General features: G+C 64.6%; 19 protein-coding genes, 1 tRNA gene, 3 pseudogenes and 1 riboswitch. Of the genes and pseudogenes, 17 read left to right on the top strand and 6 right to left on the bottom strand.

What is annotated here, in order from left to right; all coding sequences use genetic code 11:
- Nucleotides 1-28 precede the first annotated feature (28 nt).
- The 11 genes and pseudogenes from rpsB to fabZ all read left to right on the top strand — a co-directional run bounded on the left by rpsB (nucleotide 29) and on the right by fabZ (nucleotide 10,645).
- Nucleotides 29-784, top strand: coding sequence for a 30S ribosomal protein S2 (gene rpsB / locus H9L12_RS05155; RefSeq protein ID WP_187542898.1), 756 nt, complete (start codon nucleotides 29-31; stop codon nucleotides 782-784).
- Between the two features lie 94 nt (nucleotides 785-878).
- A complete protein-coding gene (tsf, locus tag H9L12_RS05150; RefSeq protein WP_187542897.1) occupies nucleotides 879-1,823 on the top strand; it encodes a translation elongation factor Ts in 945 nt (314 codons plus the stop codon).
- A 110-nt stretch (nucleotides 1,824-1,933) separates the two neighbouring features.
- Nucleotides 1,934-2,656: a UMP kinase gene (pyrH, locus tag H9L12_RS05145; RefSeq protein WP_187542896.1), complete on the top strand. Its 723-nt coding sequence runs from the start codon at nucleotides 1,934-1,936 to the stop codon at nucleotides 2,654-2,656.
- A gap of 3 nt (nucleotides 2,657-2,659) precedes the next feature.
- The gene (gene frr, locus H9L12_RS05140; RefSeq protein ID WP_187542895.1) at nucleotides 2,660-3,217 is read left to right on the top strand and encodes a ribosome recycling factor; all 558 of its coding nucleotides are present in this window, start codon (nucleotides 2,660-2,662) and stop codon (nucleotides 3,215-3,217) included.
- A 77-nt stretch (nucleotides 3,218-3,294) separates the two neighbouring features.
- The gene (uppS, locus tag H9L12_RS05135) at nucleotides 3,295-3,963 is read left to right on the top strand and encodes a polyprenyl diphosphate synthase (protein WP_187543168.1); all 669 of its coding nucleotides are present in this window, start codon (nucleotides 3,295-3,297) and stop codon (nucleotides 3,961-3,963) included.
- Entirely contained in the window at nucleotides 3,960-4,607 is a 648-nt protein-coding gene (locus tag H9L12_RS05130) for a phosphatidate cytidylyltransferase (protein ID WP_187542894.1), read from the top strand. Before uppS ends, H9L12_RS05130 begins: the two co-directional genes overlap by 4 nt.
- A pseudogene (locus H9L12_RS05125) lies at nucleotides 4,604-5,766 on the top strand (1-deoxy-D-xylulose-5-phosphate reductoisomerase). Before H9L12_RS05130 ends, H9L12_RS05125 begins: the two are co-directional and overlap by 4 nt.
- Nucleotide 5,767: 1 nt before the next feature.
- Nucleotides 5,768-6,898, top strand: a complete 1,131-nt coding sequence (locus tag H9L12_RS05120; protein ID WP_187542893.1) for a M50 family metallopeptidase — start codon at nucleotides 5,768-5,770, stop codon at nucleotides 6,896-6,898.
- 92 nt (nucleotides 6,899-6,990) lie between these two features.
- A complete protein-coding gene (bamA, locus tag H9L12_RS05115; RefSeq protein WP_187542892.1) occupies nucleotides 6,991-9,594 on the top strand; it encodes an outer membrane protein assembly factor BamA in 2,604 nt (867 codons plus the stop codon).
- Nucleotides 9,594-10,172 carry an OmpH family outer membrane protein gene (locus H9L12_RS05110; protein WP_187542891.1) on the top strand — a complete coding sequence of 193 codons (579 nt, stop codon included), beginning with the start codon at nucleotides 9,594-9,596 and terminating at the stop codon, nucleotides 10,170-10,172. The genes bamA and H9L12_RS05110 overlap by 1 nt, the downstream gene beginning before the upstream one ends.
- A 50-nt stretch (nucleotides 10,173-10,222) precedes the next feature.
- A complete protein-coding gene (gene fabZ, locus H9L12_RS05105; RefSeq protein ID WP_246450699.1) occupies nucleotides 10,223-10,645 on the top strand; it encodes a 3-hydroxyacyl-ACP dehydratase FabZ in 423 nt (140 codons plus the stop codon).
- Here the strand turns inward: fabZ and H9L12_RS05100 are convergent.
- From H9L12_RS05100 to H9L12_RS14390, 4 genes and pseudogenes are all read right to left on the bottom strand, one after another.
- Nucleotides 10,611-11,258: an ATP-binding cassette domain-containing protein gene (locus H9L12_RS05100; protein WP_187542890.1), complete on the bottom strand. Its 648-nt coding sequence runs from the start codon at nucleotides 11,256-11,258 to the stop codon at nucleotides 10,611-10,613. The genes fabZ and H9L12_RS05100 overlap by 35 nt on opposite strands.
- Before the next feature lie 77 nt (nucleotides 11,259-11,335).
- Nucleotides 11,336-12,280 carry a FecCD family ABC transporter permease gene (locus tag H9L12_RS05095; protein WP_187542889.1) on the bottom strand — a complete coding sequence of 315 codons (945 nt, stop codon included), beginning with the start codon at nucleotides 12,278-12,280 and terminating at the stop codon, nucleotides 11,336-11,338.
- Nucleotides 12,277-13,026, bottom strand: coding sequence for an ABC transporter substrate-binding protein (locus H9L12_RS05090; protein WP_187542888.1), 750 nt, complete (start codon nucleotides 13,024-13,026; stop codon nucleotides 12,277-12,279). Before H9L12_RS05090 ends, H9L12_RS05095 begins: the two co-directional genes overlap by 4 nt.
- Nucleotides 12,995-14,816: pseudogene (locus tag H9L12_RS14390) on the bottom strand (TonB-dependent receptor). The gene H9L12_RS05090 and the pseudogene H9L12_RS14390 overlap by 32 nt, the downstream one beginning before the upstream one ends.
- A 76-nt stretch (nucleotides 14,817-14,892) precedes the next feature.
- Nucleotides 14,893-15,038: riboswitch (cobalamin riboswitch) on the bottom strand.
- Between the two features lie 102 nt (nucleotides 15,039-15,140).
- Here H9L12_RS14390 and rpmE point away from each other — a divergent pair.
- Nucleotides 15,141-15,371, top strand: a complete 231-nt coding sequence (rpmE, locus tag H9L12_RS05075) for a 50S ribosomal protein L31 (RefSeq protein WP_187542885.1) — start codon at nucleotides 15,141-15,143, stop codon at nucleotides 15,369-15,371.
- Nucleotides 15,372-15,387: 16 nt separating this feature from the next.
- Nucleotides 15,388-15,941 (top strand): annotated as a pseudogene (locus H9L12_RS14385) (GNAT family N-acetyltransferase).
- Here H9L12_RS14385 and H9L12_RS05065 read toward each other — a convergent pair.
- Complete coding sequence (locus H9L12_RS05065) at nucleotides 15,938-17,128, bottom strand: acyl-CoA dehydrogenase (protein ID WP_187542883.1); 1,191 nt, start codon at nucleotides 17,126-17,128, stop codon at nucleotides 15,938-15,940. The pseudogene H9L12_RS14385 and the gene H9L12_RS05065 overlap by 4 nt on opposite strands.
- A 67-nt stretch (nucleotides 17,129-17,195) precedes the next feature.
- A tRNA-Ser gene (locus tag H9L12_RS05060) sits at nucleotides 17,196-17,285 on the bottom strand.
- A gap of 111 nt (nucleotides 17,286-17,396) precedes the next feature.
- Between H9L12_RS05060 and H9L12_RS05055 the strand changes: the two genes are divergently transcribed.
- From H9L12_RS05055 to H9L12_RS05040, 4 genes are all read left to right on the top strand, one after another.
- A complete protein-coding gene (locus H9L12_RS05055) occupies nucleotides 17,397-18,518 on the top strand; it encodes a lytic murein transglycosylase (RefSeq protein WP_246450626.1) in 1,122 nt (373 codons plus the stop codon).
- 71 nt (nucleotides 18,519-18,589) lie between these two features.
- Complete coding sequence (locus tag H9L12_RS05050; RefSeq protein WP_187542882.1) at nucleotides 18,590-19,765, top strand: D-alanyl-D-alanine carboxypeptidase family protein; 1,176 nt, start codon at nucleotides 18,590-18,592, stop codon at nucleotides 19,763-19,765.
- Nucleotide 19,766: 1 nt separating this feature from the next.
- Nucleotides 19,767-20,396 (top strand): dTMP kinase, encoded by a 630-nt coding sequence (gene tmk, locus H9L12_RS05045; RefSeq protein ID WP_187542881.1) that lies wholly within the window; start codon nucleotides 19,767-19,769, stop codon nucleotides 20,394-20,396.
- On the top strand, nucleotides 20,393-21,355 hold the full coding sequence (locus H9L12_RS05040; RefSeq protein WP_187542880.1) for a DNA polymerase III subunit delta': 963 nt from the start codon (nucleotides 20,393-20,395) through the stop codon (nucleotides 21,353-21,355). The genes tmk and H9L12_RS05040 overlap by 4 nt, the downstream gene beginning before the upstream one ends.

Raw genomic sequence — 21,355 nt, 5'->3', positions numbered from 1 at the left:
GAGGCACAACCGGAAGGAGACTATCCCCATGGCGACCCCCGTCGTCACGATGCAGCAATTGCTCGAAGCTGGCGCCCACTTCGGCCACCAGACCCACCGCTGGAACCCGCGGATGAAGCCGTACATCTTCGGCGACCGCAACGGCGTCCATATCATCGACCTGTCGCAGAGCGTTCCGCTGTTCGCCCGCGCGCTCGACTTCGTGTCGCAGTCCGTCGCCCGTGGCGGCAAGGTGCTGTTCGTCGGCACCAAGCGCCAGGCCCAGGACGCAGTGGCCGAAGCCGCCCGCGTTTCGGGCCAGCACTTCGTCAATCACCGCTGGTTGGGCGGCATGCTCACCAACTGGAAGACCGTGTCGAACTCGATCAAGCGTCTCAAGAGCCTTGAGGAGCAGCTGTCGGGTGACACCACCGGTCTCACCAAGAAGGAAGTCCTCCAGCAGACCCGCGAGCGCGACAAGCTCGAGAAGTCGCTGGGCGGCATTCGCGACATGGGCGGCCTGCCCGACGTGATGTTCGTCATCGATTCCAACAAGGAAGAGCTGGCGATCAAGGAAGCCAACGTCCTCGGCATCCCGGTCATCGCGATCCTCGATTCTAACTCGAACCCGAACGGCATCGCCTTCCCGGTTCCGGGTAACGACGACGCCAGCCGCGCCATCCGCCTCTATTGCGAAGCGATCGCCGGTGCAGCGAGCTCGGGCAAGACGGGTGAACGCCAGGCCCGTGGCCAGGACATCGGCGCGATGGCCGAACCCCCGGTCGAGGCCGCTCTCGAGGCGTAACGCCCGCACGCGATTGACCTTTTCGGACGCGTCGCGGGGCTTGCAGCCTCGGCGGCGCGTTCCGATTTTCAAGAATACCTCTGGAGGATTTGACATGGCTGAGATCACCGCTGCTTCGGTGAAGGAACTGCGCGAGCGCACTGGCGCCGGCATGATGGACTGCAAGAAGGCGCTGGCCGAAAACAATGGCGAGATGGAAGCGTCGGTCGACTGGCTGCGCGCCAAGGGTCTCGCCGCCGCTGCCAAGAAGGCCGGTCGCACTGCCGCTGAAGGTCTTGTTGGCGTCGCCGTCGAAGGCACCAAGGGTGCGGTGGTCGAGGTCAACTCCGAAACCGACTTCGTCGCCAAGAACGAGCAGTTCCAGGATTTCGTCCGCAACGTCGCGCAGCTGGCGCTGGCTGGTGGCGGTGACGTCGACGCGCTCAAGGCGTCGGCCTATCCGGGCGGCGGCACGGTCGAGGAAAAGCTGACCGACAACATCGCCACCATCGGCGAGAACCAGTCGCTGCGCCGCGCCAAGCTGCTCGAAGTCGCCGAAGGCGCCGTCGTCAGCTACGTCCACAACGCCGCCGCGCCCAACATGGGCAAGATCGGCGTGCTGGTCGCGCTTGAAGGTGCGGCCCCTGCGGAGACGCTGAACGCGCTGGGCAAGCAGATCGCGATGCACATCGCGGCCGCCAACCCGCTGGCGCTCAACGCCGACGACCTTGACGCCGCCCTGCTCGCCCGTGAAAAGGCGATTGCAGTCGAAAAGGCGGCCGAGAGCGGCAAGCCGGCCAACATCGTCGAGAAGATGGTCGAAGGCTCGATGGCCAAGTTCCGCAAGGAAAATGCGCTGCTCAGCCAGCTGTTCGTGATCGACGGCAAGACCCCGGTCGCCGACGTCGTCGCCGCGGCCGGCAAGGAAGCCGGTTCGCCGATCACGCTGAAGGCGTTCGAGCGCTTCCAGCTCGGCGAAGGCATCCAAAAGGAAGAGAGCGACTTCGCCGCCGAGGTCGCCGCAGCGGCTGGCGTCAAGAAGGACGAACCGGTCGCCTAAAAGCGATCGTCCCGCGATTCTTCGCGGTTGGCAGCGGGGCGGGGGCGTCTTAAAGCGCCTTCGCCCCGTCGTCGTTTCGGCGGATCAGCTTCCACGGTCCAGGAGCCCGAATGACCCGCCCCAGCTTCAAACGCATCCTGCTCAAGCTGTCGGGCGAGGCGTTGATGGGCCCGGGGCAGTTCGGCATCGATCCGGACACGGTCGCCGGCATGGCGGCCGAGGTGAAGGCGGCCAAGGACCAGGGCTTCGAAATCTGCCTTGTCATCGGCGGCGGCAACATCTTCCGCGGAATGGCAGGCGCCGCCAAGGGCATGGACCGCGCCCAGGCAGACTATATGGGCATGCTCGCCACCGTCATGAATGCGCTCGCCGTCCAGAACGCGCTGGAACAGATGGGCGTAGAGACGCGCGTCCAATCCGCGATCAAGATGGACCAGGTGTGCGAGCCGGTCATCCGTCGCCGGGCCGAGCGCCACCTTGCCAAGGGCCGGGTGGTGATCTTCGCAGCCGGCGTCGGAAGCCCCTATTTCACCACTGACACAGGCGCCGCGCTCCGCGCCGCCGAGATGAAGTGCGACGCCCTGTTCAAGGGCACCAGCGTCGACGGCGTGTACGATGCCGACCCGAAGAAGGTCAGCGGCGCCACCCGTTACGACAGCATCGGCTTCGACCGGGTGCTGGCCGAAGACCTCAAGATCATGGACGCCGCTGCCGTCGCGCTATGCCGTGACAATAATATCCCGATCGTCGTGTTCAACATCCGCCAGGCCGGCAATCTTGCCGAGGTGCTGGCGGGGAAGGGAACAGCGACGGTCGTGCTCAACAAGGAGTGAGAGATGCCCGCCTACGACAAATCCGATCTTCAGCGCCGAATGACGGGTGCGCTCGAAAATCTGAAGCATGATCTTGCTGGTCTGCGCACCGGTCGCGCCTCGACCGCGCTGCTCGATCCGGTACAGGTCGAGGTCTATGGCGCCAACATGCCCCTCAACCAGGTGGCGACGGTGTCGGTGCCGGAACCGCGGCTCATCTCGGTCCAGGTGTGGGACCGGTCCAACATCACATCGGTCGAAAAGGCGATCCGCAACGCTGGCCTCGGCATCAATCCGATCGTCGACGGCCAGATGATCCGTCTGCCGATCCCCGACCTGACCGAGGAGCGGCGGAAGGAACTGGCCAAGCTCGCCAGCCAATATGCGGAGAAAGCGCGCGTCGCCGTCCGCAACGTTCGCCGTGACGGCATGGATGCGCTCAAGGCTGACGAGAAGAAAAAGGAAATCAGCGAGGACGAGCACAAGCGCCTCGACGCTGAGGTCCAGAAGCTGACCGACGACACGATCAAGGACATCGACGCCGTGTCCCATGCCAAGGAACAGGAAATCCTGGGCAAGTGACGGGTAGCCGCGCCGCGCCGGACGACGCGCCTCTACCGGGTGGCAGGGCGGCCGTTCCTCGGCATGTTGCCATCATCATGGACGGCAACGGCCGCTGGGCCGAACGCAAGGGGCTGCCTCGCGTCGCCGGGCACCGCGCCGGTGCCGAGGCCGTGCGCAAGACAATGCGCGCCGCGGCCGATGCGGGCGTCGAAGTTCTCACCCTCTACGCTTTCTCGTCCGAGAATTGGCGGCGGTCGGATGACGAAATCGCCGACCTGACGGGTCTGATGCGCTTCTACCTGGAACGGGAGCTCAAAACTCTGGAGGCGGAGGGTGTCCGCCTTCATCTCATCGGAGAACCGGAAGCTTTCGGGCCGGAATTGGCGGCCAAGCTGCGCCGGGCCGTCGATCGCACAGCGGGCAACCGCCGGCTGACTCTCAATGTCGCGCTCAATTATGGCTCTCGACAGGAGATTGTTAAGGCCGCGCGGTCTGTGGCCATCCGCTGCTGTTCGGGCGATCTATCCCCCGCTGCCATCGACGAGGCTGCAATAGGGCGGGAACTGCAGACCTCCGACCTGCCCGACCTTGACCTGCTCATTCGCACCTCCGGCGAGATGCGCCTGTCGAATTTTCTTTTGTGGCAAGCAGCTTACGCGGAATTGCTGTTCGTCGATCTGATGTGGCCGGATTTCGATGAGGCCGCATTCAACGATGCGCTCTCCACCTTCGCCAAGCGCCAGCGCCGGTTCGGCGGCCGATGAACGACCTCGCCAAGCGCAGTTTCGCCGCCGCTGTCCTCGTCGCGGTGGCCCTGCTCGCCGCGGTCAGGGGCGGCTATTTTTTCGCCGTCCTGGTCGGCGCCGCGGCCTGTGTCATGCTGTATGAATGGCGCCGGATGGTTCGCGGCTCGGATTTCGGCTGGCAGGTCGGCGGATTTCTTTACGCCCTCCTTCCGGCCATTTCGCTGCTTTGGATCCGTGACCGCGCCATCGTCGACGGACATTTCATCGGTCTTGAGCTCCTGGTCTGGGTTTTCATCACGACTTGGGCGGTCGATATCGGCGCCTATTTCGCCGGTCGGGCCATCGGCGGTCCGAAACTGGCGCCGTGGATCAGCCCCAACAAGACCTGGGCCGGCCTCGTCGGTGGAACGGTGTCGTCGGCGCTGCTCGCCGGGGCGTGGACGTGGATGACGGCCTTGCCTGTCGCGCTGTTCGTCCTTGCGCCTTTCTTCGCGATTGCGGCCCAGGGCGGCGATCTGTTCGAAAGCTGGATGAAGCGAAAAGCCGGCGTCAAGGACAGCGGCAGCTGGTTGCCGGGCCATGGGGGGGCGCTCGATCGCCTAGACGGGCTGGTCGTGGTCGCCGTCCTCACCGCCGCAGCGCTTTTCGGCGGTCTCCTGTGACCCGCAAGCGCGTATCGATCCTTGGCGCGACAGGGTCGGTCGGGACATCGACACTCGACCTCGTCGAACGAAATCCCGACAATTTCGAAGTCATCGCCCTGACTGCCGCCCGAAACGTCGACGCCCTTGCTGCGGCGGCCCGGAGAAGCGGCGCCAAAACTGCTGTCATCGACGACGAGGGTCTGCTCCCACGATTGCGGGAAGCGCTGGCGGACACGGACTGCAAGGCGGCGGGGGGCGACAAGCGACGATTGCGGCCGCCGCCGGTGAGGCGGACTGGATCATGGCCGCGATCGTCGGCTGCGCCGGCCTTGAACCGGTGATGGCGGCAGTCGAGGCCGGAAAAACGGTCGGGCTCGCCAACAAGGAAGCGCTTGTTACCGCCGGCAATCTCATGACCGATACCGCCGCTCGTCACGGCGCCACCATCCTTCCGGTCGACAGCGAACATAACGCCATTTTCCAATGTCTTGCCGGCCAGTCCTCGCGCTCCGTATCGCGAATCATCCTGACCGCCAGTGGCGGGCCGTTCCGGTCAAGGTCGAAGGCCGATATGGCGCAAGTAACGCCCGCCCAGGCGGTGGCGCATCCCAACTGGTCGATGGGCGCGAAGATCAGCGTCGATTCCGCGACCATGATGAACAAGGGGCTCGAACTGATCGAGGCCCACCATCTGTTCGGCCTGCCATCGTCGCAGCTCGACGTCGTCGTCCACCCGCAGTCGATCATCCATTCGATGGTTGAATTCGTCGACGGATCGATCCTTGCGCAGCTCGGCAGCGCCGACATGCGCGTACCAATTGCCCACACTCTCGCTTTTCCGGATCGAATGGAAAGTCCGGCGGAGCGGCTGGACTTCGCCGCGATTGGACGGCTCGACTTCGAATCCCCGGATCCCGAACGCTTCCCGGCCCTGCGCCTTGCCCGCGAGGCCCTGGAGGCGGGCGGGTCAGCGCCGGTCGTGCTTAACGCGGCGAATGAAATCGCGGTTGAGGCGTTCCTTGGTGGCCGGCTCGATTTCGTCGGGATTGCGTCGCTTGTAGAAGAGGTTATGGCGCATTCGACCGCGCTTCCGCCCCATTCCATCGCCGATGTTATCGACATCGATCGAGAGGCGAGGCACAGCGCGCGCCACTTGATGAGCGAGCGTGCCGCCTGAAATGCTGAGCCAACCGCCACTGTGGTTCATCGTGATTGCCTTCGTGCTCGCGATTGGTCCGCTCGTTTTCATTCACGAGATGGGTCACTACCTCGTCGCACGATGGTTCGGGATCGGCGCCGAGACATTTTCGATCGGCTTCGGTCGCGAAATTGTCGGCTGGACGGACAAGCGCGGCACGCGCTGGAAGGTCGGTTGGCTTCCCCTCGGCGGCTACGTCAAGTTCGTCGGCGATATGAACGCCGCGAGCCAGCCCGGGAACGACGACGGGCTCGACGAAGCACAGCGTGCGCAGGCCTTCCATTTGAAGCCGGTGTGGCAGCGTTTCCTGGTCGTTCTTGCCGGCCCGATGGCTAACTTCCTGCTCGCCATCGCCATTTTTGCCGCGTTCTTCGCGACATTTGGCATGCCTCGCACCCCTTCCATCGTTAACATGGTCGAACCGGCGAGCGCGGCGGCCAAGGCGGGCCTGCGCCCGGCTGATGAGATCGTCGCCATCAACGGACAGCGAACGACCAGTTTCGAGGACCTGCAACGGATCGTCCTGATCCGCCCGGACGAGCGGGTGCGGATGGACATCGTCCGCGAGGGCCGGCCGCAATCGCTCGATGTGACCATCGGTGCGCGAGAGATCGCGGATGAGTTTGGCCAGAAGTTCAAGGTCGGCGTGCTTGGCGTCGGTCGCCAGGACCGGGTGCTCGAGCGACTGCCGCTGACTGAGATCATCCCGATGTCGGTGGGCTACACCTATCGCTTAACGCGCTCCATGATCGACGGGCTTGGCCAGATTCTCGTCGGAACACGGTCGACAAAGGATTTGGGCGGTCCACTGAAAATGGCGCAGATCGCCGGGCAGCAGGCAACGCTTGGCCCGTTCGAGTTCTTCCAGCTTCTCGCCCTGTTCTCGATTAATCTCGGATTCATCAACCTCTTGCCAGTCCCTATGCTCGATGGCGGCCACCTTGCCTTCTACACGGTCGAGGCGGTGCGGCGGCGGCCATTGAGCGTGAAGGCGCAGGAATGGGCGTTCCGCGGCGGGCTGGCGCTGTTGCTGGCCTTGCTGATGTTCACGACCGTCAACGACCTGGCCTCGTTCGGCATTGCCGATCGGCTAGGGCGCTTGATTGGTTAGGCCGGTTGGGGCAGGGCAGGGCGGTTCAATCGGGCAGCTGAAATGCCAGCAGCCGCATCATTTTAGGGCGGGGACGCGTGACTTCCAGTAGCATGAATACTTCCAAGAGCCTGCGTAGCCTGTTCCTGATGGGAACCATCCTCGGTGGCTTCTCCGCGCCGCTGTACGCTCAAGCCACCGCTCCGGTAGCGACGCCGACGGTGCCGACCGCTCCGGCTGCGCCGATCGCAGCGCCGGCGCAGGGACAGATTCGCTCGATCGCCGTGCGCGGGGCCGAGCGTCTGGAGCCGGAAACCATCCGTTCCTACGCCAACCTCGTCCCGGGCCAGACGTACAACGCCGAAACGCTCGATACCGCGCTCAAGGATTTGTACGCGACCGAGTTGTTCGCGGACGTCGTAATTTCCGGCGCGGACACCGGCGACCTCGTCATCACGGTGCGCGAGAACCCGGTGATCAACCGGATCATCCTTGAGGGCAACAAGAAGATCAAGGAAGACAAGATCACGCCGGAGATCAAGCTCGCGCCGCGGCAGATCTTCACGCGATCCAAGGTCCGCTCCGACGTCGAGCGCATCATCGAACTTTACAAGCGCCAGGGCCGGTTCGCGGCGACCGTCGAGCCGAAGATCGTCACGCTGGACCAGAACCGTGTCGACCTGGTGTTCGAGATCAACGAGGGCGACAAGTCCAAGATCCGCGCCATCAACATCATCGGCAACGAACAGTTCAGCGACGGCCGCCTGCGCAAGGAAATGTACACGAAGCAGGCGGGCGGCGTGCTGGGCCTGTTTAAGTCCAACGACAGCTATGATCCCGACCGCCTTGCGGCCGACCAGCAGAAGCTTCGCGCGTTCTACCTGACGGAAGGGTACGCCGACTTCCGCGTAGTTTCGGCCCTGGCCGAGCTGACCCCGGACCGCCGCGACTTCGTGATCACCTACGTCGTGGAAGAAGGCCCGCGCTACAAGTTTGGCAAGGTCGAGGCGGAGAGCCCGTTGCGGGACTTCGACGATGCTGCGGTGATGCAGGGCATCACGATCAAGGCAGGCGATTGGTTCAACGCCAAGCGCGTCGAAGACACCGTCACCGCGATCACCGAGTTCGCCGGCGCCAAGGGTTATGCCTTTGCCGAGGTCAATCCGAACTATAATCGCAACGCGGAAACGAAGACGATGGATATCGTCATCCGCATTTCGGACACGCCGCGCGTCTATGTCGAGCGGATCGATATCACCGGCAATACCGTGACCCGCGACAAGGTCATCCGCCGCGAGTTTCGCCTTAACGAGGGTGACGCGTTCAATGCCATCCGCGTGAAGCGCAGCCAGGACCGCATCCAGAGCCTTGGCTTCTTCCAGGAAAAGCTTGAGATCAAGCAGACCCAGACCAGCCCTGATCGTGTCGTCCTGGGTCTGGACGTGGAAGAAAAGGCAACCGGCGAACTGCAGCTCTCGGCCGGTTACTCGAGCCTCGAACGCTTCGTGTTCGCGGGATCGATCGCGCAGCGCAATTTCCTCGGTAAGGGTCAGATCGCGCAAGCCGGCGTCAACTGGTCGCGGTATTCGCGGTCGGTAAGCCTTGGATTCACGGAGCCCTACCTGTTGGACCGGCAGGTCCTGCTGGGCGGCGAAATCTATCGCCGCGACTACAATAGCTTCAACTATATCGGCAACGAACGGAACCGCACCTATTCGCAGGTGCAGAACGGCCTCGGCATTCGTACCGGCTTCCCGCTCAACGAATATCTGACGTTCGGTGGCCGCTATAAGCTGGTGCAGGACAAGATTTCTCTGAACAAGACGAATTTTTACAGTGACTTGCCGGATGACGGCACCGATGAGCTGAAGTGCGATCCGGCCAAGGCCGGACAATATCTCTGCGACGAAATCGGCAAGCGCATCACATCGTCGGTGGGCTATTCGCTTGGCTTCGACAACGCCAACGGGATCCGCGCGACCCGTGGCCAACGGTTGCTGCTCAGCCAGGATTTCGCCGGTCTCGGTGGTGACGTCAAATATCTGCGGACGACGGTCGACGGGACCAAGTACAAGGCGCTGCCCAAGGGGTTCGTGGCATCGCTGCACCTTGAGGGTGGTTACATCCACGCGATCGGCGAGAATCGTTATCCGGGCCGCGATCCAATTCGTATCACGGATCGCTTCTTTGGCCCGCAGCTGCGCGGTTTCGACATTCGCGGCATCGGCCCGCGCGTGCGCCGGGTGCGCTACGATAACGACGGGACGCTGCTGTACGACGACTCCACCGTCTCGGACGCCCTGGGCGGTCACGCCTATTACATGGGCCGGCTGGAAGTGGAGTTCCCGACGAGCGCCGGCATGCGCAGCCTCGGTCTTCGCCCGTCGGCTTACGTAGACGCCGGTTCGCTCTGGAAGCTGAAGTCGCCCGACCTTTCCGATTTCGGGGCGACCTGTACGCTTCGCGACACGAACGGCGCCGTCACCGACCAGGTTGTCGTCACGCCGGGAACCGCCTGCGCGACCGGGTACACCCGGACCAACGGCTACAAGGAATTCTTCCTTGGAAACTCGGCCAAGCCGCGTGTTTCGGTCGGCGTGGGTGTGAACTGGACGTCACCGTTCGGGCCGCTTCGCATCGACATCGCCCGCGCGCTGATGAAGCAAGAGGGCGACGACACCAAATTCTTCTCATTCAACGTAGGAACTCAATTCTGATGAAAAAGAACCTTCTTCCGGTTGTTGCGCTGGCGGCTGTTGCCCTGCCGCAGGTCGCGTCGGCCCAGGCGATTGCCCCGGCCGTCGTTGCCGTGGCCGACCTCCAGCGCGCGTCGTCGCAGTGCAACGCGTGCAAGACCGCGCTCAACGCCTTGGAGTCGCAGGTCAACGGCTTGAAGTCGCTGCAGACCTCGCTCGAGACCCCGCTTCGCACCGAAGCCACCGCGATCCAGACCGCGATTAACGGCCTTGCCGGTAAGCAGCCCGATGCCGCGCTTACCGCCCGCATCCAGGCCTTCGAAAAGAAGCAGCAAGATGCCCAGCGTCAGCTCGCCACCCGCCAGCAGACTTTCGAGCGCAACCGTGCATACGTTCTGCAGCAGATTGGCCAGAAGCTGGACCCGTCGCTGGCATCGGTCATGCAGAAGCGCGGTGCTACCGTCATCCTCGACAGCGGCAACGTCGCGAAATATTCGCCGGCCGTCGATGTCACGGCCGATGTGATCGCGGCGCTCAACGTCAACATCAAGACGCTCAGCACCACCGCTCCGGCGCAGCCAGCCCCGCAGGGCCGGTGACCGACGAAACGCAAGCGGCTTCCATCGGCCCGCTGGATGTCCGGCGGGTGATGGAGGCACTGCCCCATCGTTATCCGATGCTCCTGGTCGACCGGGTCGAAGAGATCCGCGTCGACCAGTCGATCCGCGCGGTCAAGGCGGTCAGCATGAACGAAGGCTTCTTCCAGGGACATTTTCCCGGACGCCCGATCATGCCAGGCGTCCTGATCGTCGAGGCGCTGGCGCAAGCCGCGGGTGTCCTCGCAGTCGAAAGTCTCGGCCTCGCGGGCTCCGGGAAGCTGGTCTATTTCATGGCCATTGAGGGAGCGAAGTTCCGTTCCCCGGTCGAGCCCGGCTGCCTGCTTCAACTCGACGTCGAATTCGTCCAGAAGCGCGCCACCGTATGCAAGTTCATCGGTCGGGCGTCGGTCGGCGGTAAGCTTGCCGCCGAGGCGAGCTTCACGGCGATGATCGCCGACCCTCCGGCGGCCTGACCTCCCAGCCTCCCCGTTCGTCCGGCTGAACCCGGAAGATGGCTCCGAAGCGCGGATGATCCTGGATGAGACTGGCGGCGGCGTCGGCCTGGATTGCTCCGTCACTCACTAGGACCGCTCGATCGAATCGGGGCAGCAGGCTGAGGTCGTGCAGTGCGCACAGGACGCAGCCTCCTTCCTCCGCGCGCTCGCGCATCGCGCCGAGAAACTGCAGCACCCAATAGGGGTCCAGGTTCGACAATGGCTCGTCGAGCAGCAGGACGAGTGGCGCCCCGGCAACCGCCCGAGCCATGAGGACGCGCGATCGTTCGCCTGTCGAAAGGCGGGTAACCGGTCGGTCAGCCAGTGGCCCGAGCTCGAACCGTTCGAACAATTCACCGAGACGCTCGGCTGAAATCGGTCCGGTGCCGAGCGCAATGGCGTCGGCGACGGGTATCTCCCATCCGATTTCTCGCGAGGAGGACATGAAACCCAGAAGGCGCGACCGGCGCGAGCCGACTGCCGTCAATCGCTCACCCGCAATCCGCACGCTCCCGGATGCCTCTTCGGCTCCGGCGATGGCCCGGAGAAGACTGGTCTTGCCGCCACCGTTCGGGCCGATCAAAGCGACCATCTCGCCCGCATTTAGCGTCAGCGAACTCGCCTGGAGGCGGCCTGGGATCGAAACTCCTGACGCGTTGAGCAATGCCGTCATGACGTCACGCTCCGCCGTGCACGGATCACCATCCAGAAGAACAGCGGACTGCCGAACAGCGCGGTAAGCACACCGATCGGCAATGTCCGGTTCAGCGGCAGGAGCCGCACCGCCATGTCGGCCAGCAGAAGGAGCAGGGCACCCAATGCAGCAGCCGGCGCCAGCGCCCGCCCAGGGTGCCCGCGCACCACTCGTCGGGCGATCACGGGCGCAGCGAGGCCGACGAACCCGATGGCACCGCACACGGAAACGCAAGCGCCGACGGCGATCGAACTGGCGACGATGGTTTCGGTGGCAAGGCGCTTGGGGCGGACGCCGAGCGAGGAGGCAACGTCATCGCCAAGCGCGAGCAGGTCGAGCGCGTTCGACCGGCCAAGCAACCATGCAGAGGCGATCAAGGCTGGTATCAGGGCAGCAGCGGCTTGCCCCAGGCTGCGATCCGCGAAGCCGCCCATCAGCCAGTCGAACGCGTCGTAAAAGGCAAACGGGGAAGGCGCGAGAGCAAGTGCAAGGCTCGTCGCAGCGCCGAGCGCCAGCGAAAGCGCGACACCACCGAGCAACAACGTGGTCTGGTCCCCGTTACGGCCGGCGATCAGCAAAAGCAGCGCGAGCGTCATCAGCGCGCCAGTCGTCCCGAGCAAGGCGAGCAGTATCGGATCGGTAATAGCCAGCCAGTAGGTGCCCAGCACCGCGGCCAGTACAGCGCCGCTCGACGCGCCGCTGATGTCGGGCGAGGCGAGGGGGTTGGCGAACACCGTCTGCAGCGCGGCCCCTGTAAGGCCAAGCGTCGCGCCATAGCCGATAACGAGCAACGTCCGCGGAAGGCGCAATTCGACCAGCAGCAACGAGGCCAGGCTGGGATCGGCTTGCAGAATGTCGACCGGCAAGAGGAGGTGCAACGCTGCGAGCGTCATCAGGCAAAGAATTAGCGCCGCTCTCATCGCTGTCGCCCCAATCGCTCGATCTCATCGAGCATCAGGGGTCCGGCGCAGGTCCAGCGACGGCCATCCGCGATCAGCTTTCGCGACGGCGCGCGAGCAACGATTGGATGTGACAGCCAACGCTGGCCGATCGACGCCTGGCCGGGTCGATAGCGCGACAAGAGGAGGACCGGAGGCGGGCGAAGGGCCAAATCCTCCAGGGTCAGGCGCGCACCGGGGAGCGATCGTTGGCGAAGGCCGGCCAATGCCATCCACTGCCCGGGTAACGATGACGGTGACAGGCTCAACCCACCGCCGGAAACAAAAATTGCCTCCCGCGCGGAAGTCGGACGCTTCAGGCTCGTCAGGCGGCGGTCGAAGGTGTTGGCCCGATCCGGGTTTCCGAGCAAAGTCGCGACCTTGCGGAAGTTTTTTGCAACATCGTCGACACTGGCAGGATACGGCAGGGTCAGCGTCTGCATCCCCAGCCGGGCGCCCAGCAGCCGCGTGGACTTGGCGCCACCGCTGCCGGTCGAGATCAAGAGGGTGGGACGTTTCTTGAGCAGGCTTTCGATCGATCCGTCGTTCGCGGGATAGCGCCGCGCCATGCCAGCCAGCACCGAATCGCGGGGATCGCGGCCGATCTTGCTCACGCTCACGATCTGATCGGGGCGCCCGGCCAGCAGGAGATATTCGTCCGCGCAAAGGTCGAGAGACGCGACCCGGAGTGCGGCACTAGCGGCGAGGGCTGACGCGGAGACCGACATGAACACTCCTTCCCTCGGTTCGATAGCCGATCGCGTCGACATAGCGCGCATCGAGCAGGTTGGCGGTTCGCAGCGTCAGCTCCAGGCTGTTCGTCAGGCGATAAGCCAGGCGGGCGTTCACCAATGCATAGCCGGAAAGGGTCAATCGCTTTGCGGGGAACTGGTCAAAGTCGGTATCGATCCGCTTCCCAACGGCCGAGAGGGACGTCCCGAAGCCGAGCCGTCCGCGTCCGCCATCCACGAACAGACTACCGCTGTGCCGGGGCGGCGCTGCTCTCGAACCTGTCCGGTCGAGACGTCGGGCTCGCTGGCGTCGAGCCAGGCGTAGCTCCCGCCGAGCGACAACCATTCCAGCGGACGATAACGCCATTCCGCCTCGATCCCGCGCCGACGGCTTCGACCGTCGGCATTAGCCGTGGAGGACAGGAAGGTGCCGGGGTCGTAGGTACCGACAATCTCGTTCGAGAGGCGCTGGCGGTAGGCGGTCAGCGCCATGCTCGCGGCCTTGCTGCGATAGCGGAGCGACAGTTCCCCACCACGAGAACGTTCCGGACGGAGCGACGGATTGCCGACAAAGCTGCCAGGAAAGAAGCCGTAGAGATCGAAGAAGCTGGGCTGGGCGATGCCTTCGCCGTAAGTCGCCGCTGCTTCGATGCCCTCGGCGAGCGGGGCCACGACCGAGCCGCGCAACGTCGTCGCGTCCTTGAACCGATCGAATCGATCATGACGAATTGCAAGATCAGCCCGCAACACGTTGAAATCGGACTTCCATTCCAGGGTGGCGGAGCCTCGCGATCGGCGCCGCCGCTGGTCGGTCGCGCCGAAATAGGCCTCGTCCGACGCCCGAAACCGCTCTCCCTCCGCGTCCAGCGCCAGCACCAGGCGATGCCGGTCGATGACGACCCCGCCTTCAAGCCCCGCGGTGCGCCGGGTGGCGCTGGTGCGATTGACCGGTGAATCGTCGAGGAAATTGCGATTGGACGAGCCGAGCAGGCTAGCCGACGCCACCACATAGAAACGCTCGCGGTCTCCGGCTTCCGCGAACAGCCGTCCCGCCCGAAGCCGGTTGCGGCTTTCGTCGAGCGTATCGGCGTGGAGATAAGTGAAGGGCGAGTAGCCGTCGTACTCGCTGCGCCCGCTCAGCATGAAGCCCGACCCGCCGACCCTCACCGATGGCGACAATCGCCACGCAGCGGACAGCAGGCCGCCTAGGTTGCGATAGCCGTCACGGTCGCCGGTGCCGTCGAAGGCATCGATGCCGCGGGCGCCTTGCGCAGCGACCCCGAACGACAGGAAGCGATCGCCGCTGCCGAGATTTCCCCGTCCAGCGGCACGGCGAAAGCCGAAGCTCCCCGCCTCGGCCATCACTTGTGGCGCGGCATCGGGTCCTACTCCCTCGACTGCGACCACGCCGCCAATCGCTTCCGACCCCCACAGCGCCGACTGCGGGCCCCGCACAATCTCCATACGCCCTGTGAGGTCAGCGTTGAGCAGTTCGAACCGCGGCTCGTTTGCTGCCGCCGGGTCGTTGGCGCGAATGCCATCGATGAACAGCAGCGTGTGGTTGGCTTCCGCCCGCGAATGCGCACCTGGGTGAGCGAACCGGCCGGGCCGCCGGTGGCGACGCTGACCGACGGCGCCAACCGCAGGAGGTCGACCGCTAGTGGCGGGGCAAGGCGTTCGACTAGCGTTGCATCGATAATTGTCACGCTCGCCGGCGTTTCATTGGCGTCCTCCGGCGTGCGGGCGGCGGTGATGACGATTTCGGGTGGGGTGTCGGCAATTAACATAGTCTTGTCCTCCATGACGTGTCGTCACGGAGGGAAGGTGAAGCCGTCCCACGCCCCGCGGCTGGACCCGGCCGGGAAGCGGACGACGGATCGGGCGGGTATCTGACTTCGCCTGGCCGAACGGCCTTGGCTTACAGTTGCGGGCACAGTGCCGGATGTTCGCCGGCTTCCCCCTTCGCCGGGCCCATTACGAGCCCGGAACCACGATCGTGAGGCCGCCCTTCGTTCGGCCGGCCATGCCTTGTCAAGCGGGCCACTGTCGGCTAGGGGCGCCGCTCACCTTTTCCGGCTGGTCGGAAACCAGCCAAATCGAGGAATTGCATCATGAAGAGCGGGACTCACCCGGACTATCACTTCATCACCGTCCAGATGACCGACGGCACGACCTACCAGACCCGCTCGACGTGGGGCAAGGAAGGCGACACGCTGCAGCTCGAAATCGACCCGAAGGCGCATCCGGCGTGGACCGGCGGCCGCGGCCAGATGCTCGACGCGGGCGGTCAGGTCGCGCGCTTCAACAAGCGCTTCGGCGGCCTCTCCCTCGGCAAGAAGTAAGCTGGGCGGCGTCGGCATGGCCGGCGCGGCTCGACCAAAACACCGCTCCGCTCCCACGTTGGAAACGGAGCGGTTGATCTTGCGCGAATTTCGCCGCGAGGATCTCGACGCCCAGCATGCCATCGTCGGCGACGCTGCCGTGATGAACCAGGTTGGCGTCCCCGCGCTCGGCCGTGAAGAAGCGTGGCGCCGCGCCGCCTCGTCGGTCGGCATGTGGCCGCTGATGGGCTTCGGCGGCTGGGTCGTCCTGCGCAAGGCCGACAACCGCCAAGTCGGCATCGTCACGCTGTTCACCGCCTGGCGCGATTTGGAGCCGGAATTCGGCGACGCGCCAGAGATGGGCTGGATTTTCGCCACCGACGTCCACGGTCAGGGATAGCGGGGGAGGCGTGCCGCGCCGTCCTCGACTGGGCCGATGCGGAGCTCGACCCGACGCCGATCTGGGCAATCATCTCGCCCGAAAATAGTCCGTCACGCGCACTTGCCGCCCGCCTCGGTTTCACTGAGATTGGAGAGAGTCCCTATAACGGCGAACCGATCGTCGTCCTTCGACGCGATCCCAAAGCCTAGAAGGCCGAAATCCCGGTGATGGCCCGGCCCAGGATCAGGGCATGGACGTCATGGGTGCCTTCATAGGTGTTGACCGTTTCCAGGTTCGACGCGTGCCGCATGACATGGAATTCGGCGCTGATGCCGTTGCCGCCGTGCATGTCGCGGGCCGTACGCGCAATCTCCAGCGCTTTCCCGCAGTTGTTGCGCTTGATCATGCTGATCGCCTCCGGAACCAGCACGCCCTCGTCGAGCCGCCGCCCGACCCGCAAGGCCGCCTGCAGGCCGAGCGTTATGTCGGTCAGCATGTTAGCCAGTTTCAGCTGCACCAGCTGGTTCGACGCCAGCGGGCGCCCGAACTGCTTGCGGTCGAGCGTGTACTGGCGCGCCGCGGCGTAGCAAAATTCCGCCGCGCCCATCGGGCCCCAACTGATCCCAAAGCGGGCGCGGTTGAGGCAGCCGAACGGACCCTTGAGACCCTCGACGTTCGGCAGCAATGCATCCTCGCCGACTTCGACGCCGTCCATGACGATCTCGCCAGTGATGGAGGCACGAAGCGACAGCTTGCCCTCGATCTTGGGCGCGCTCAGGCCCTTCATGCCTTTTTCCAGGATGAATCCGCGGATCTTGCCGCCGTGGGCCTCGCTCTTCGCCCACACCACGAAAACGTCGGCGATTGGCGAATTGGTAATCCACATCTTGCTGCCGTGGAGGCGGTAGCCGCCCTCGATCTTCTCGGCGCGCGTCCGCATCCCGCCGGGGTCCGATCCCGCATCCGGCTCCGTCAGCCCGAAGCAGCCGACGATTTCGCCGGTGGCGAGGTCCGGGAGGTACTTCTTGCGCTGTTCTTCCGATCCATATTCGTAGATCGGGAACATCACGAGCGAGCTTTGCACCGAGCAGGCCGAACGATAGCCCGAATCCACCCGTTCGATTGCCCGCGCGATCAGGCCGTAGGCGGTGTAGCCAAGGCCGGCCCCGCCATATTCGACCGGAATGGTCGCTCCGATCAGGCCCAGCTGGCCCATTTCGCGCATGATCTCGCGATCGAAATTCTCGTTCAGGAACGCCTCGGTCACCCGCGGCAGCAGATTGTCCTGCGCGTAGCCCTCGGCCGTATCGCGGACCAGCCTCTCTTCCTCGGTCAGCTGGTGCTCAAGGTCGAACGGATCGGCCCAGTCGAACGGAAGAATGGTGGTCTCGGCCACGAGAATGCTCCGGGAAATGATAAGGTCGCGCGCGCTTTAGCGGGGAAGGGGATTGGCGCTAGAGAGGTGGCGGAGAGAGTGGGATTCGAACCCACGGTGAGCTTGCACCCACGGCGGTTTTCAAGACCGCTGCCTTAAACCACTCGGCCATCTCTCCTTCATGTGCAGCCGCTATCCAAGGCGGATGGATCGTGCAAGGCGCGAGATGAACGAAGGTGGGCGGATCGCGCCCGAGCGGCTAGCGTGGGCCGCGACAGGGAGGTTCGTAGTGCGTCAATGGTGGGTCGTCGGGGCGTTGATGGTCAGTGGGTCGGTCGCGGCGCAGCGAACCGATCCGCTTGCGCCGTTGCCGGACTCCGCCCGCCGTGCCGTGAACGCAACGCAGCCTGCCCGGCCGCCGATCGTGTTCACGCCGGCGCCGGCAGCCGTGCGAACCGGCTTCGAGGCCTACAAGGATCGTCTTGCCGCGCGGGCCCGCCGCGAAGGCGTGCGGGAAGCGACCATCCAGTCAACCGTCCCGACCCTTCAGCAGAACCCGCGCGTCATCACGCTTGATCGTGGCCAGCCGGGACAAATCAACAATCCCAATTACATCCCGCCTTTTGCTCCCTACAGACGGGAACATGTCACTGCCTCACTTATCAGCCGTGGCCAGACAAGATACGCGGACAATGCTGTCTTCCTGAGGGGCATCGAGCAGCGGTTTGGCGTCGAAGCCTCGGTGCTGATGGCAATCTACGGCCATGAAACGAGCTATGGCAGCATCACCGGTAGTTTCGACCTGCTGAATGCCCTTTCGACACTGGCCTATGAGGGCCGCCGCCGTGAGCTGTTCGAAAGCGAGTTCGTCGCTGCACTGAAATTGCTTGATCGCGGAACGCCGAGGTCGCGGCTCAAGGGCAGTTGGGCCGGCGCGACCGGCTACCCGCAGTTCATGCCGACGGCCGTGCTTCGGCTCGCCGCGGACGGCGATGGCGATGGTATCGCCAACATCTGGTCCAATGAGGCTGATGGTCTGGCGTCGATCGCCGCCTACCTTCGCGAAGCGGGCTGGAAACGCGGGGTCCATTGGGGAATCCCTGTGCGCGTACCTGCGACCCTCAACCGGGCAGCCATTGCCAATCACCTTACGGCGCCGCGATGCCCGCGAGTCTATGCTCGCCACAGCCAATGGAAGAGCCTTACCGAGTGGCGGGCCCTGGGGATTGCTCCGCTGGGCACCACCAGCGGGATTTCGGAGCAGGAGCAGCTCAGCCTGATTGAACCCGATGGGCCGAACGACACCGCCTACCTGTTGTCGACCAATTACAGGACAATCCTCGACTATAATTGCTCGAATTTCTACGCACTGTCCGTGGGATTGCTCGCCGACCGGATCGTGGGTCGCTGAACCCCCTCGCGTGCCGCGGCGGGTGGCGGTAGAGAGGCGAACGAAACCCGTATCGGAGTAATGCCAGCCTCATGAACCGCGTCGTCCTGCTCGCTTCCGCCGCCGTCCTGTCCCTGACCGCCGGTGCCGCCGCTGCGCCGCCACCTTATGATACATCGGCACCGATCGCCTATCTGGTCGATTTGTCATCGGGCGCAGTTTTGCTGTCCAAGGACGCCGACCGGCGCATTCCGCCGGCGTCGATGGCGAAAATGATGACGACCGAGGTCGCCTTCGAGCTGATCGACAAGGGCCAGTTGCCGCTCAACAAGATGTGCACGGTCAAGCCGGAGACCTGGCAAAAGTGGCACGGTCCGCAGGCCGGTTCGACCATGTTCCTCAGCCCGAACGAACAGGTCAGCGTCGAAAATCTGCTCCACGGCATTGTCACCTTGTCCGGCAACGATGCGTCGGTGGTGCTGGCGGAGTGCATCGCCGGCACCGAGGAGGCGTTCGCCAACCAGATGAACGCGCTCGGCAAGGAATTGGGTCTCACCAATTCCCAGTTCGGTAACAGCAACGGCTGGCCAGACGAAGGCCGCACCTACGTAACTGCCAAGGACCTCGCGACCCTGGCGCGCGCATCCATCGAGCGCCATCCCAAGCTGTACAAGCAATTTTACGGACAGCCGAGCTTCACTTGGGGCAAGACGCTGGGATCCGGGCAAAACATTACCCAGGCCAATCGCAATCCGATCCTGGGCGCCGTGACCGGGGCCGACGGCCTCAAGACCGGTCATACCGAGGAGGCCGGTTACGGCTTCACCGGCTCCGCCGAGCAGGGCGGCCGCCGCCTGGTGATGGTCGTCGCCGGACTCGACAGCTTCAACCAGCGTATCGTCGAGTCGCGCCGCCTGATGGATTGGGGCTTCAAGGCCTGGTCGACCGTGCCCCTCTACAAGGCGGGTGCAGAGGTGGGGACGGCAAAGGTCCAACTCGGCAGCGACTCTGAAGTGAAGTTGGTTGCTCCCCGTGACCTGGCGGTAACTGTCCCGGTGGGGCTCCGCGCCAAGTCGATGATGAAGATACGCTATCAGGGCCCGGTCAAGGCTCCGATCGCCAAGGGTCAGCAGATTGCGCAGTTGATCGTGACCACGCCTGACACCGGCGAGCAGGTGATGCCCCTCGTGGCGGCGGAGGCCGTTCCGGAAGCCGGCTTCTTCGGCCGGGTGTGGACTGGCCTCAAGCAATTGCTGGGCATGGCCTGACTTGGCCCGCGGTCGCTTCATCAGCCTTGAGGGAGGCGAGGGGGTCGGCAAATCGACCCAGGTCGCCGCGCTCGCCGCTGCGCTGGAAGGGCGCGGGCTCAAGGTGTTGGTGTCGCGTGAACCGGGCGGAAGTCCGGGGGCGGAGGCGATTCGCAAATTGCTGCTCGAAGGCGAGGAAGGCCGCTGGAGCCCACGGGCGGAAGCGTTGCTGTTCGCTGCCGCCCGTGCAGATCATTGCGAAAAGACGATCCAACCGGCGCTGGCGGCCGGTACGTGGGTGCTTACCGACCGCTTCCTCGACAGCAGCCTTGCCTATCAAGGCGAGGCAGCGGCGTTGGGCATCGAGGCGGTTCGCGATCTCCACCGCTTCGGCAGCCTCGACTTCGTCCCGGATCGGACCCTGGTACTGCAATTGCCCGAGGCGGAAGCGGGAGCGCGGGCGCGGAGCCGCGATGGCCATGCCGGCGATCGTATCGGTTCGCGGCCGCCGTCCTATCACGCTGCGGTGGACGCAGGGTTCCGGGCGATGGCGGCAAAGGAGCCGAACCGGGTCAAGCTGATCGATGCCAGTGGCAACCCTGCCACGGTCACCGCCCGGCTGCTCTACGCCTTGGGCGACCTGTTGCCGTGATCCTCGGCCAGGACCGCGCGGTCGATCAATTCCTGGCCGCCTGGCAAAAGCGGCGGCTGCATCACGCCTGGCTGCTGGCCGGACCGCGAGGGGTCGGTAAAGCGACTTTTTCGAGAGCGGCGGCGTCGCGGGTCCTTGCCGATGCGGCCGGGCCGGTGCGCGGCGACGGGCTCAGCGTTCCCGACGATCATTCGGTCATGCGGTTGATCGCGGCCGGCAGCCATCCCGACTTCCGCTTCGTCGAGCGGCTCGAACGGCCGACCGGCGGTCTGGCGCGTAACATCAGCGTCGCGCAAATCCGCGGTCTTGGTGACATGCTGGCCGTCACCCCGTCGATCAGTCCATGGCGCGCGATCGTGATCGACGCCGCGGACGATCTGGAGGCGTCAGCAGCCAATGCCCTCCTCAAGATGCTCGAGGAGCCTCCGGCAAACACGCTGTTCTTCCTCGTTGCTCACGCGCCGGGCCGGCTGCTTCCGACCATTCGCTCGCGCTGCCGTCGCCTCGACTTTGACACGTTGGGCGACGACGCCATGACGTCACTGCTAAGTCACCAATTTCCGGACAAGAATCCGGCCCAGATCCGCGCGGCCGCTGGGTTGGCCGGAGGCTCCGCCGGACGGGCGCAGCGTGCCGCAACGCTCGACCTTGCCTCGCTCGAGCAAGCGGCGCTGACCATCATGACCGAAGGCGACCCAACCAACGCTCGGCGCTCCGCACTTGCCGGTCAATTGTCCGGAAAGGCCAGCGCCGAGCGCTACGCGGCTTTCCTCGACCTGGTTCCGTCGCTGATCGCGCGTGAGGCCCGCAACTTCGATGCGGCACGCCGGAACCGCGCCATTCACGCTTACGGAAAGGCGCGGGAGACGGCGTCTCTAGCCCCACGATTGACCTTGGATCCGGGAATGACGGTGTTCCACCTTGGCTCCATCCTCGCCGACCTCGCCTTGAAGCGATAG

This window comes from Sphingomonas rhizophila, from assembly GCF_014396585.1.
Lineage (GTDB): Bacteria > Pseudomonadota > Alphaproteobacteria > Sphingomonadales > Sphingomonadaceae > Sphingomicrobium > Sphingomicrobium rhizophilum.
The sequence above is the reverse complement of the archived record's forward strand: the minus strand, read 5'-3'. Positions and strand labels throughout refer to the sequence as shown.